At 62.1% G+C, this 10,980-nt stretch carries 13 protein-coding genes; 6 read left to right on the forward strand and 7 right to left on the reverse strand.

Going from position 1 to position 10,980, the window contains the following annotated elements:
- From VJR29_06215 to VJR29_06235, 5 genes are all read right to left on the reverse strand, one after another.
- Positions 1-809 (reverse strand): farnesyl diphosphate synthase (locus tag VJR29_06215; GenBank protein HKY62993.1); only part of this gene is annotated, 809 nt, incomplete at its 3' end.
- On the reverse strand, positions 806-1,033 hold the full coding sequence (locus VJR29_06220; GenBank protein HKY62994.1) for an exodeoxyribonuclease VII small subunit: 228 nt from the start codon (positions 1,031-1,033) through the stop codon (positions 806-808). The genes VJR29_06215 and VJR29_06220, both read right to left, overlap by 4 nt.
- Before the next feature lie 166 nt (positions 1,034-1,199).
- Positions 1,200-2,411: an exodeoxyribonuclease VII large subunit gene (gene xseA, locus VJR29_06225; GenBank protein HKY62995.1), complete on the reverse strand. Its 1,212-nt coding sequence runs from the start codon at positions 2,409-2,411 to the stop codon at positions 1,200-1,202.
- Between the two features lie 29 nt (positions 2,412-2,440).
- Positions 2,441-3,583 carry a thrombospondin type 3 repeat-containing protein gene (locus tag VJR29_06230; GenBank protein ID HKY62996.1) on the reverse strand — a complete coding sequence of 381 codons (1,143 nt, stop codon included), beginning with the start codon at positions 3,581-3,583 and terminating at the stop codon, positions 2,441-2,443.
- Between the two features lie 50 nt (positions 3,584-3,633).
- Positions 3,634-5,091 carry a PLP-dependent aminotransferase family protein gene (locus tag VJR29_06235; GenBank protein ID HKY62997.1) on the reverse strand — a complete coding sequence of 486 codons (1,458 nt, stop codon included), beginning with the start codon at positions 5,089-5,091 and terminating at the stop codon, positions 3,634-3,636.
- Positions 5,092-5,207: 116 nt separating this feature from the next.
- Between VJR29_06235 and VJR29_06240 the strand changes: the two genes are divergently transcribed.
- Entirely contained in the window at positions 5,208-6,443 is a 1,236-nt protein-coding gene (locus tag VJR29_06240; protein ID HKY62998.1) for an EamA family transporter, read from the forward strand.
- 80 nt (positions 6,444-6,523) lie between these two features.
- Here VJR29_06240 and htpX read toward each other — a convergent pair whose 3' ends face one another.
- The gene (gene htpX / locus VJR29_06245; protein ID HKY62999.1) at positions 6,524-7,447 is read right to left on the reverse strand and encodes a protease HtpX; all 924 of its coding nucleotides are present in this window, start codon (positions 7,445-7,447) and stop codon (positions 6,524-6,526) included.
- A gap of 228 nt (positions 7,448-7,675) precedes the next feature.
- Between htpX and VJR29_06250 the strand changes: the two genes are divergently transcribed.
- The 5 genes from VJR29_06250 to VJR29_06270 all read left to right on the forward strand — a co-directional run bounded on the left by VJR29_06250 (position 7,676) and on the right by VJR29_06270 (position 10,561).
- Positions 7,676-7,939, forward strand: coding sequence for a hypothetical protein (locus tag VJR29_06250; GenBank protein HKY63000.1), 264 nt, complete (start codon positions 7,676-7,678; stop codon positions 7,937-7,939).
- A 43-nt stretch (positions 7,940-7,982) separates the two neighbouring features.
- Entirely contained in the window at positions 7,983-8,450 is a 468-nt protein-coding gene (locus VJR29_06255; protein HKY63001.1) for a histidine phosphatase family protein, read from the forward strand.
- Positions 8,447-9,175: a hypothetical protein gene (locus VJR29_06260; GenBank protein HKY63002.1), complete on the forward strand. Its 729-nt coding sequence runs from the start codon at positions 8,447-8,449 to the stop codon at positions 9,173-9,175. The genes VJR29_06255 and VJR29_06260 overlap by 4 nt, the downstream gene beginning before the upstream one ends.
- Before the next feature lie 141 nt (positions 9,176-9,316).
- The gene (locus VJR29_06265) at positions 9,317-9,793 is read left to right on the forward strand and encodes a DUF1566 domain-containing protein (GenBank protein ID HKY63003.1); all 477 of its coding nucleotides are present in this window, start codon (positions 9,317-9,319) and stop codon (positions 9,791-9,793) included.
- A 33-nt stretch (positions 9,794-9,826) separates the two neighbouring features.
- The gene (locus VJR29_06270; GenBank protein ID HKY63004.1) at positions 9,827-10,561 is read left to right on the forward strand and encodes a hypothetical protein; all 735 of its coding nucleotides are present in this window, start codon (positions 9,827-9,829) and stop codon (positions 10,559-10,561) included.
- A gap of 1 nt (position 10,562) precedes the next feature.
- Here VJR29_06270 and VJR29_06275 read toward each other — a convergent pair.
- Positions 10,563-10,980 (reverse strand): DUF4442 domain-containing protein (locus tag VJR29_06275; GenBank protein HKY63005.1); only part of this gene is annotated, 418 nt, incomplete at its 5' end.

Below are 10,980 nucleotides of genomic sequence, written 5' to 3' on the forward strand. Positions count from 1 at the left end.
TCTTCGGTCAGCTCCCGGGCCAAGCGCTTCGATTCCTCGAGGCCGAGCAGGGCCGGGTAGGTCGCCTTCTCGTTGGCGATGTCGCTGCCGATGTCCTTGCCGATCTCCTCGCCGCCCTCGATGTCGAGGACGTCGTCGGCGATCTGGAAGGAGAGCCCGATGCACTCGCCGAAACGGCTCAAGGATTCGAGCTGGCGCCGGTCGGCGCCGGCGGTCAGGGCGCCGGCCTCGATCGAAACTTGAATGAGCTTGCCGGTCTTGTGGCGATGGAGGCGCTCCAGCTCTTCCAGCGAGATTTTCACTTTTTCGCTCAAAAGGTCGACGGCCTGGCCGCCGGCCATGCCCCGGGAGCCGCTGGCGGCGGCGATCCGCGAGATGACCTCCAAGGCCACCGCCGCCTGCTCGGGCTTGGCGTTGCTCGCGATCAGGTGGAAAGCTTCGGTCAGGAGCGAGTCGCCGGCCAGGATGGCCATGGCCTCGCCATAAACCCTGTGGTTGGTCGGTTGGCCCCGCCGGAGGTCGTCGTCGTCCATCGCCGGCAGGTCATCGTGGATGAGCGAATAGGTATGAATGAACTCCAGAGCGCAGGCCGTCGGCAAAACGCTTTCGTGGCCCTTGCCCAGGGCTTCGGCGGCGGCGATCGCCAGGATCGGCCGCAGCCGCTTGCCGCCGGCGGCGATGCTGTAATTCATCGATTGATGGAGCTCGGTCGGCCAGGTGTCGGAAGAAGGCAGAAAGTCCTTCAGTGCCTGGTCGACGATTTTCTTGCGCGATTCGAGGTAGGCGTGCAGGTCGAGCTTCTCGGTCATAGGTCGAGTGGTTCTTTCCTAAAGGCTTCGTTTTCTTCGATGAGCTTTTCCACCTTGCCCTCGGCTTCGCGGAGCCGGCTCTCGCAGGAGCGGGCTTGCTTGATTCCTTCCTCGAAGAGCTTCAGCGACTGGTCGAGCGGGAGATCCGGCTCTTCGAGCTTTTCCACGATTTCCTCGAGCTTGCCCAGGCAGGCTTCGAAATTGTCTTTGGGTGCCGAAGGCATGAGTCTCATTAAAATTGAACGCAGGGAGAGTCAATGTTGAATCTTCCCCCCTTTGAAAAAGGGGGGATTGAGGGGGGATTTGACGGGTTTGGCCAAGTGCCGAGGTTGGATTTTTTGCCGGCGCTTTAAATCCCCCCAGCCCCCCTTTTTCAAAGGGGGGTGTTGCTTACTTTACCTCGGCTTTTAGTTTTCCTTCTCGGAGTTGGATGGAGATCCTGTCACCGGCCTTCACCTGCTTTTCAGTCTTGACGATCTCGGCTTCGTCGCCCTTGGGCCCGAGCTTCCGGACGATCGAGTAGCCGCGGCTCAGGATGGACAGCGGTGACAGCACCTCCAGCTTCTCGGACAGGTGGGAAAGCCGCCGTCGCCGGTCTTCCAAGCCGCTGGTCATCGCCGAATGAAGGCGCTCCCGGGCCTCGTCGAGCCGTTGGGCCATCTCCTCCAGCCGGCGTTTGGGATGGGGCAGATGGCTGAGCCAAAACTTCAATTTTTCGCGCCGGGCCTCTTGGCCCCGTTTCCAGGCCCGCCAGAGTTGGACCCGCCGCTCGGCCAGGGTGGCTCGCAGCTCGTTGGCCACCGGCGCCGCCAGCTCGGCCGCCATCGAAGGCGTCCCGGCACGGAGGTCGGCGACGTAATCGGCGATGGTGTAATCGGTTTCGTGGCCGACGGCGCTGATCACCGGGATCTCCGAGGCGAAAATGGCCCGGGCCACCGCCTCGGTGTTGAAGGCCCAGAGGTCCTCGAGCGAGCCGCCGCCGCGGCCGACGATGAGAGTGTCGATTTCACCGTGGCGATTGAGGGTCTCGATGCCGCGGACGATTTCCGGCGCCGCGGCTTCGCCCTGGACGCTGACCGGATATAAAAGGATGCTGACGCAGGGATTGCGCCGCCGCAGGATCCGGACCATGTCGCGGATCACCGCCCCGGTGGGGCTGGTCACGATCCCGACCCGGCGCGGGAAATAGGCGATGGGCCGCTTGCGGTCGGCTTCGAAAAGGCCTTCCTTGGCCAGGCGGTCGCGCAGCTGGGTGAAGGCGAGCTGCAAGGCGCCCAAGCCCTTGGGTTCGGCGTGTTCGATCACCAGCTGGTAATTGCCGCGAGGCTCGTAGACGCTGAGCCGGCCATGGGCCACGACTTCGAGGCCGTTTTCGAGCTTGAACTTGAGTGAGCGGTTGGAGCCTCGAAACATCACCGCTCCGATTTGGGCGCCCTCGTCCTTGAGGGTGAAGTAATAATGGCCGGAGGAATGAGCGTGGAAATTGCTGATCTCGCCGCTGACCCAGATCGAGCCGTAGCGGCTTTCAAGGAGGGACTTTAAATCGCGGGTCAGCTCGGTGACGGAATAAATGGGCTCGCGGTCGGGACTCAGCGCTTCCATGGGCTATTTTACTTCGCAAATTCTTTGAATTAGCTGCGCGGACCGGCAAAGCCGGTCCTTGCTCGCCTGACTAACGCAGGCAAGAGCGAAAGTAAAACCCACAATGCCGAGCCGGCCGGTGCCGCGGCGACCCCCAAGGAGCAGGAGGTCGAGCCCTTTTCAAAGCCAGGGAAACGCTCGGGGATGTTCACTTCCATCTGAGTGTCGCAGGCGTCGCCGGTCCCATCCGCGTCGGCGTCGGCCTGGAGCGGATTGGCGGCATTGGGGCAGTTGTCATCCTCGTTGAGCAGGCCGTCGCCGTCGTCGTCGCCGGGGCTCACCGAAAAATCGTCGTCGCAGTCATCGCCGATGCCGTCGCCGTCGCTGTCTTTTTGCTCGGGGTTGGATATCGAAGGGCAATTGTCGCTGCCGTTGCCGACGCCGTCGTGGTCTTGGTCGGGGTCGGGCGTGGCGCTGGGCGTCGCGGTGGGCGAAGGGCTCGGTGTGGCCGTCGGGCTCGGCGTCGGGCTGGCACTGGGAGTCGGGGTCGGAGTCGCCGTCGGCGAGGGCGTCGGGCTGGCGCTCGGACTGGGCGTTGGGGTCGGAGTCGGGTCCGGGGTCGGAGGAGGGGTCGGACTCGGGGTGGGCAGTGGGGTCGGTTCCGGGTTCGCGGTTTCGATTTCCACTCCGCTGGTGTCGTTGTTCGAGCCCTCGTCGCAAATCGCGCTCTCGCGCTTGTTGACCCTGATCTTGAAGCCGCGGAGCGAAATTCGGTTGCCTTGGAGGCGGATCGCGCAAGTGCCTTCGGCCAGGCCGGTGGCGTCGATCAGGACCGAGGAAGCGGTGGTTCCGTCGAGGATGAAGCCCCAGCCGTCGCCGCAGACCGCCGGCTTGCCGGGGCCGGCCGGGCAATCGAGGTCGTTCTCGTTGTGCAGCAGGAGGGTGCCTTGAAGCTTGATCGTATAATTTTGGGAGCCGCCGAAATCGACCTTCTCGGTGCACATCCGGTAATTGTCCCGGTTGTAGCCTTGCTCGATCTTGCGGCGCAGGGAATTGAAGTCGTCGACGCTGTCCGAATTGGAGAGGACCGTGCAGGTCGTATTGTCGACCGTGGCCCGGGCGTCGGGCCTCAGCCCCGGCAGCGCGGCCAGGATACCGAAAATCCCCATTGCTAAGGCAAGTTGGCGAATCATCGAGCCTTTTTCGACTGATCGGAGAAAAAGTTGCCTGGTAGCGAGGGGCCTTAGTCCCGCTCGGCCTGAGATCGCGCCAGCTCGCCCAATCGGCGGAGCGCGCCCTCGATTCGTGCCGACCAGGGATGGCCGGCATTGAGGCGGATGTAGTTCCGGTATTTTTGCTTGGGCGAGAAGATGGGGCCGGGTGCGATGCTGATCTTCGCCGCCAGGGCTTCGGCGTGCAGCTTCAGGGCGTCGACCTTTTTCGGGAATTCGACCCAGAGGACGCAGCCGCCGGCGGGCCGGGTGACCCGGGTATCGGCCGGAAAGTATTGGGCCACTCCCTCGATGCAGCGCTCGACCTGGACTTGAATCGCCCGGCGGAGCTGGCGCAGGTGGCGCTCGTAGCCGCCGTTCTGGAGATATTCGGCCAGTGCCATCTGAGGCAAGGTGGCGGTGGCCATGGTGCCGGCGATTTTCAGCTTTTCGACTTGGCTGCGGAAGCGGCCGGCCATGGTCCAGCCCACCCGGAAGCCCGGCGCCAAGGTTTTGGAGAACGCCGAGCAAAGCAGGACCCAGCCCTCCCGGTCGAAGGACTTGGCGGTCTTGGGGCGAGCCTCGCCGAAGCAGAGGTCGCCGTAGATGTCGTCCTCGATCAGCGGAATCCGGCGCCGGGCGAGGAGGCGGACCAGCTCCCGCTTTTTCTCGTCGGGCATGCAGCTGCCCAGCGGATTGTTGAAATTGGAGATGCTCACCACCGCTTTGATCTTGTGGCGCTTGAGGGCCGAGCTCAGCGAGCTGAGCGAGAGACCCTCGCCGGGATCGGTGGCGATCTCCACCGTCCGGCAACCGAGGTTGTCGAGGATTTGGAGGATGCCGTAATAGCAGGGCGATTCGATGGCCACGGTGTCGCCGGGCTTGGTCACCGCCTGCAGGCAGAGGTTGAGAGCCTCGGTGCCGCCGCAGGTGGTCAGGATTTCCTCGGGTCCGGCCGGGACCTCCCAATCCAAGGATCGAAGCGAAATCTGGCGGCGGAGAGCGGGGCTCCCCGGCGGCATGTCGTAGACCAGGATTTTTTCCCGGGTGTCGCGGGCCAGCTGGGCGATGAGCCGGCTCAGGGCCGAAACCGGCAGCAGTTCCGAGCAAATGGTCGCCGCGCCGAGCGGGACCACCTCGGGGTCGCGGGTCGAGGCGATGACGTCGACGATGTAGTCGCTCATGGTCGGGCGGGAGACGCCGGCCGGCGGGGTCGTCGGCTTGGGGATGGCCGGCAATGCCTTGAGCCGGGGTTTGACGTAGAAGCCGGATTGGGGCCGGGCCTCGACCAAGCCCCGGTTTTCGAGGAGGAAGAAGGCTTGCAAGACCGTCGAGATGCTGACCCCATGCTGCTGGCTGGTTTGGCGGACCGAGGGGATCCGGTCGCCGGCCCGAAGGGTTCCGTCCTCGATCAGGCGGGCGATCTTGGCCGCGACTTGCTCGTAGAGCCGGGCGTCTTCGGATCGGGCGGGGGAAGAGTTGGTGGTCATATACAGTGTAAGGCAATCTTCATAAGCACAGTTTGTTAGCAGATAAAACTGTAATGGTTACAAAATTTATTATCTGAATCTGTTCTGGTCAAGGGCTTTTCCCTAAGCTGGCGGCGATGGATTCCTTCCTGCTACCCAGCGGCGGTTTGCTGAGCGGCGCCGGACCGACGGTTCACCTTCGGAAAGGCCGAGTTTGGCTCACCGCCGAAGGCGATCCCGGCGACTATCTCTTGGAGGCCGGGCAATGGTATCGGGGGAAGGGCAGGGCTCGGCTCTTGGTCGAGGCCTTGGAAGACTCGGAGTTGCAGATGAGCTCGGCGCCGCCGGAACAAATCGAAGCCAAATTTTCCCGCCTCGGGCTGTGGCTCTGCTTCGCCATCGTCTACCTGGTTTGGGGCTCGACCTACCTGGCGATCCGCTTCGCCGTCGAGAGCTTGCCGCCCTTCGGCATGGCCGGAGCCCGCTTCCTGACGGCCGGTTTGCTGGTGGCCTCGGCTCTATTTCTCAAGCGCGAGGCTTTGCCTCGGCCCGGTGAAATCCTGGGCGCCTTTCTGATCGGCGTCTTGCTGCTGGTGGTCGGCAACGGCGGGGTGGTCTGGGCCGAGCGGTCGGGACTTCCCTCCGGCATCGCGGCGATGATCGTCGCCACCACGCCGCTTTGGATGATGGTCCTGGACCGGTTTTTTGGCCGCCGGCAGCGCTTGCAGCCGCTCAAGCTCTTGGCTGGAATCGCCGGCTTGGGCGGGGTTGTCCTACTGGTTTATCCCTCGAACACCGAGCTTCTGCCGGCGGTGCCCTTGCTGCCGGCCTTGCTGGTGGTGGCTTCCGCCTTCTCCTGGTCGCTCGGCTCGGTTTTGTCGCGATCGATTCGGCTGCCCAAGTCTCCCTGGTGGACGACCGCGCTGGAAATGATCGGGGGTGGGCTGGTTCTCTTGCTGTTGGCCTTCGTTCGGGGCGAGGCGAGTGGCTTCGAGCTCTCGGCAGTCACGGCGGCTTCCTTGGCATCTTGGGTTTATCTCGTCGTCTTCGGCTCGGTGGTGGCCTTTTCGGCTTATCTCTACATGTTGAAGCACAGCAATCCGGCCCGGGTCTCGACCTATGCCTTGGTCAACCCGGCCGTGGCCTTGCTGTTGGGCTGGTCCTTGGGCGGCGAGGAGTTGAGCGCCCGCATCGGCTTGGCGGCCCTAATCATCTTGCCGAGCGTGTTCGTCCTGGTCTGGGAAGGAAAGGCCCGAAAAGAGCGGGGTCATCCTGAGCGAAGCGAATACCCAAACTACGGGCACAAGGGATCTGCGACTGACCAAGAAACGACGGGACTTAGTAGTTCCTTCGTCTTTCCGGACTCCCGTTAGGATAACCGAAACGATTTGGGCCTTATAAAGTGCCTTGGCAGGTCGCAGATCCTTCGCTTCGCTCAGGATGACATGGCTGGCTAAGCCGCCTCTTGCAGCCGCTGAATCCGCAGCTCGAGCGGCGGGTGGGAGGCGAAGAGCCGCATCAGCCCCGAGCCCCGGCCCGAGATCTGCATGGTTTCGATGGCGGCGTTGCGCTTGGGATCGACGACCTCGTAATTGCGCTGCAAGGCTCGCAGGGCGCCGATCATCTTTTGCCGGCCGGCGAGCATGGCGCCGCCCTGGTCGGCCCGGTACTCGCGGAAGCGCGAGAACCAGGCCACCACGATCGAGCCCAAGATCATGAAGACGATTTCCAAGAGGAAGCTCACCAAGTAGAAAATGCCGGTCGAGAGGCCGCGGCTGTCGCGCTCGCTGCGCATGGCGACGGCGATGGCGTAGGCGATGACCCGCGAGAGAAACATCACGAAGGCGTTCACCACCCCTTGGAGCAGGGTCATCGTAACCATGTCGCCGTTGGCGATATGGGTGATCTCGTGACCCAGGACGCCTTCGACCTCCTCATAGTTCATCGAGCGCAGCAGGCCGGTCGAGACCGCCACCAAGGACCGCGATTTGGTCGGCCCGGTGGCGAAGGCATTCAACTCCGGCGAATCGTAGACGCCGACTTCGGGCATGTCGCGTAGGCCGGCGCTTTGCGCGAGATGGTGGACGGTTTGGATCAGCCTTTGCTCGTCGGCGCCGGAGCTTTGAGGGTCGAGCACTTGGACGCCCATCGTCCACTTGGCCATTTGGCGGGAGAGGGCCAGCGAGATCAAGGAGCCGGCCATGCCCCAGATGAGACAGAAGATCGCCAGCGAGGTGTAGTTCAAGCCGTACTGAGTCAGGTAGGGGCGGACCCCGAAGACGTTCAGCAGCACCGAGATGGTCATCACCACCAGGAAATTGACGGCGAGGAAGAGGATGATTCGTTTGGCCATGAGCGCTCCTTGTCGAAGAATCATTAGGGCTAGACGGTGTACGCGTCAAGGATTGGAAAGATTTGCTTTCTAGGATTTATATACTTTTGTTTTTAATATAAGGAATTAATTTATATAATTTGTACTTACATAAAATGTAATCCATTGGGAGCCACAATGAAGTAAAACAGAAATATCTTATAATTTTAATGAGTTATATTCGATATCTCCATCTTGGCATTTCCGGCCTTTCGCTTGCAATTAAGATCAGACATGGAAATGCAGAATCAAAACGAAACGGTCCCCCAGCTCTTCAATCAGATCCAAGGCCAGCTCCAAACCATCCTCAAGACGGCCGACCAAGGCCTGGCTCAAAAGAGCATCCTGAATGCCGAAAACCTGATGAGCAAGATGGAAGCTCTCCTCCTTTCCAACCCCTTCGTCACCGACGAAGACGTCAGCCGGGTCGTCTCCTTCTCCCGCGGCAACCTCTGGAAGCAAGCCCGCCAGCATGTTGCCAACCTGGTGGCCGCTTAATCGTTTCCTTGCCCCCGAAGCCTTCCCTCTTTAAAACCATGAAATGCGACTTTGGTTGATCCGCCACGGCGAATGCGATTCCTTTTCGAGCGATCCGGCCGGCCCGGCCCTGACCTCGGCCGGTCTTGCCGACGTCGAGTCGATGGCGACCCGCATGGCCGGAATGGAAAGCCGGCCCCGGCGCCTGTTCTGCAGCCCCTTGTTGCGGGCCCGGCAAAGCGCCGTTCCTTTCGCCGCTCTCTGGGATTTGGCGCCGGAGATCGCCGATTGGCTCTTGCCCGAGACCGGAGTGGCCCAGCTGCTTGCCCAGCTGCAGGCGAGCGGGGAGGAATCGGTCGCTTTGGTCGGGCACATGCCGAGCCTGGGCCTGCTGTTGGCGGCGTTGATCTGGGGCCTGCCGCTTCGCGAGGCGGTTGTGCCGCGGGCGGCGGTCGCCTTTCTCGAGGTCTCGGCCTGGGAGCCGGGCGGCGGCCGCTTGGAGTGGCTGCGCAATCCGGAGGAAAATCGATGAAGAAAACGCTCTTGGCCTTTCACGCGCTCACCGCCTTCCTGCTCGTCGGCTGCATCGAGTTCGACGAAGTGACTCAGCTTCGGCCCGACGGCGGCGTCGATTTCACCTTGACCGTGCTGGTTCCCGAAATGCCCGACAAGAAAACCGACGAGAAGACCCAAGACATGAACCGCGAGCTCGAGGAGGTCTTCGCGGCTCTCGACGGCGCCAAGCTGCTGGGCCGGGGCGAGGAAACCAAGTACGGCAAGCAAAGGGTCTGGTTTTCGGCCTCGCTGCCTTCATTGAAGAGCCTAGGCGATATTTATTCGGGCTTGGGCAAGGGCTCCGGCAAGGAGAGTCGGGAGTCGGCCAAGAAAAGCCGCGAGGCCATCGACCACATTTTTTCCCAGCGCAACGATTATCGAGTCGAGAAGACCAAGCAAGGGACTTTGCGGATCAGCCGCGAGTTCAAGCCGGGCAAGGTGAAGGCCAAGAAGCCGGAGAAGAAAGAGAGCAAGGAGGCCGAAGAGCTTTCCAAGAACATGGAAGAGATGATGATGAACTCGATGACCTTCCGCTTCGAGTTCTTTTCGCCGACCCCGGTGCTCTCGACCAACGCCACCGGCCGCTTCGGCCAGGCCCTGCGCTGGGAAGCCTCGCTCGGCTACCTCTCGAAGAATCCCTTCAAAATCGAGATGGAGATCGCGTCGACGCCGGAGCTCGAGGCCGCGCTGCTGCGCAAATAAGGCCTTTACTATACTTTTCGGTCGCCGGATAATTTTCGCCGAGGGGAGGAGTGAGGTGAGGGTTTTCCCGCCATCTCATCCAAGCAAATATCGTTTCAAAAGGAGAGGACCATGAAGAAGTTTTTCGTGGGAGGAATCCTTATGGCCGCAGTCCTCCTGGCCGCACCGTTACCCACTCTTTGGGCCAACGCCTTGCGGCCCTGGACGCCGGTTCCGGTGGAGAGCCGCTTCGTGGTATTGCAGTCCCTTGCCGGGCTCGCGGTGCTGGACCGAATGACCAACCTGATCTGGGAAAAGAGTCCCAGCGAGGGCAGCGGTGCCGGCTGGGCCAATTCGATCCGGCTGTGCAACGATCGGAGCTTGGGAGGTTTCGGCTGGCGGCTGCCCAAAATCGAGGAGCTTCACACTTTGGCCGACTTTGACGGCGTCGTGGCAGGGGCCCCTTTCGAGCATGTCGATCCCAACGTCTATTACATCTCGGCTTCCGAAGTGCCCACCGACAACGGCTCGGGCTCGACTCAGGCCTTCGCGGTGAAATTCGGCGTGTCGGGAACCCATTTGATCTCGAAAAGCACCGAAAGCCATCGAGTATGGTGCGTCAAGGGCGGAGCAAACTGAGTCATGAGGTTCCTTAGGCCCGCCATTTGGGGAATGCTCCTCCTCTTGCCGTTGGCCGCCGAGGAGGTTTCCGCCCAATCCTGCGGAAACGGCCTCTGCGAAGCCGAAGAAGCGAGCGACTGCCTTGAGGATTGTGGATTTTGCGGCGACTATCGCTGCGACCCCTGCCTGGAGAACAACCAAGCCTGCACCGACGATTGCTTGTGCGGGGATTTTCTCTGCGACGTGACCGAGAGCGCCGAAACCTGCCCTGAGGATTGCCTGGGCTCGATCTGCGGCGACCTGATCTGCGATTTGAACGAGGAGTGCGAGCTCGATTGCCTCATCGCGAGCGCGCCGCTCTGCGACGGCGGGCCTTATTGCGGCGACGGCCTGCTGGACGAGGGCGAGGCTTGCGACGACGGCAATCGCGAGGACGGCGATTGCTGCAGTTCGCTCTGCGAGCTCGAATCCGAGTTGGGAAGCTGCGACGACGGCGACATCTGCAACGGCCAGGAAAGCTGCGGCGCCACCGGTTGCGTTCCGGGTCAGGCCCTGCGATGCGACGACGAGGACGATTGCACGGCCGACTCCTGCGACCCCGAATCGGGCTGCCTCCACCTGGAGCTGAGGGATTGCGTTCCCGATCCCAGCGGCGCCCCGGTGGACGGCGATGAAGACGATGGCGACGGCGACGATTCGGGACTGGGAGGAGAGCCGCCGGGCGGCGACAACCCGCCGATCGGAACCCTGGGCGGCGGAGGCTGTTCTTTAAGCCTCCGGCCTTGATTCATTTCTTCCGCATGTAAATCGTCTTGCTCACCGTGGCGCAGACGTGGCCTTGGCGGTCGACGGCGTCGACGTGGAAAATCGGCTCGGATTTTCCATCTTCCTCCAGGTCCTTGCGGATCGCCGCGATATCTTGATCGGTGATGACGAAGCGCAGAGTCAGGGTGCTTCGCCCCGGTCGCTTGTACTCGATGGTCGCGGCCTTGTCCCAGACGATGTAATCCTCGATGCCGAAGATCCCGATCAGCATCAGCATGAAAAAGGGGTCGGAGGCCGCGAAAATGGCGCCGCCGAAAGTGGTGCCGACGTAATTCCGGGTGAGGAGGCTTTTCTTCAATTCGACGACGCTTTCCCGCCAGTCCGGCGAGATCGACTTCACCCGGGTCCGGGTGAAGAGGTAGGGCGGGTAGAGGTTGGGC

This window comes from bacterium, from assembly GCA_035281585.1.
In the GTDB taxonomy this organism is placed as follows: domain Bacteria; phylum UBA10199; class UBA10199; order DSSB01; family DSSB01; genus DATEDP01.

Bases quoted from the DNA above. Each gene is read 5' to 3' on its own strand.
- VJR29_06220 (HKY62994.1), bottom strand. From the start codon at position 1,033: ATGCCTTCGGCACCCAAAGACAATTTCGAAGCCTGCCTGGGCAAGCTC.
- xseA (HKY62995.1), bottom strand. From the start codon at position 2,411: ATGGAAGCGCTGAGTCCCGACCGCGAGCCCATTTATTCCGTCACCGAG.
- VJR29_06230 (HKY62996.1), bottom strand. From the start codon at position 3,583: ATGATTCGCCAACTTGCCTTAGCAATGGGGATTTTCGGTATCCTGGCC.
- VJR29_06235 (HKY62997.1), bottom strand. From the start codon at position 5,091: ATGACCACCAACTCTTCCCCCGCCCGATCCGAAGACGCCCGGCTCTAC.
- VJR29_06240 (HKY62998.1), top strand. From the start codon at position 5,208: ATGGATTCCTTCCTGCTACCCAGCGGCGGTTTGCTGAGCGGCGCCGGA.
- htpX (HKY62999.1), bottom strand. From the start codon at position 7,447: ATGATTCTTCGACAAGGAGCGCTCATGGCCAAACGAATCATCCTCTTC.
- VJR29_06250 (HKY63000.1), top strand. From the start codon at position 7,676: ATGGAAATGCAGAATCAAAACGAAACGGTCCCCCAGCTCTTCAATCAG.
- VJR29_06255 (HKY63001.1), top strand. From the start codon at position 7,983: ATGCGACTTTGGTTGATCCGCCACGGCGAATGCGATTCCTTTTCGAGC.
- VJR29_06260 (HKY63002.1), top strand. From the start codon at position 8,447: ATGAAGAAAACGCTCTTGGCCTTTCACGCGCTCACCGCCTTCCTGCTC.
- VJR29_06265 (HKY63003.1), top strand. From the start codon at position 9,317: ATGGCCGCAGTCCTCCTGGCCGCACCGTTACCCACTCTTTGGGCCAAC.
- VJR29_06270 (HKY63004.1), top strand. From the start codon at position 9,827: ATGCTCCTCCTCTTGCCGTTGGCCGCCGAGGAGGTTTCCGCCCAATCC.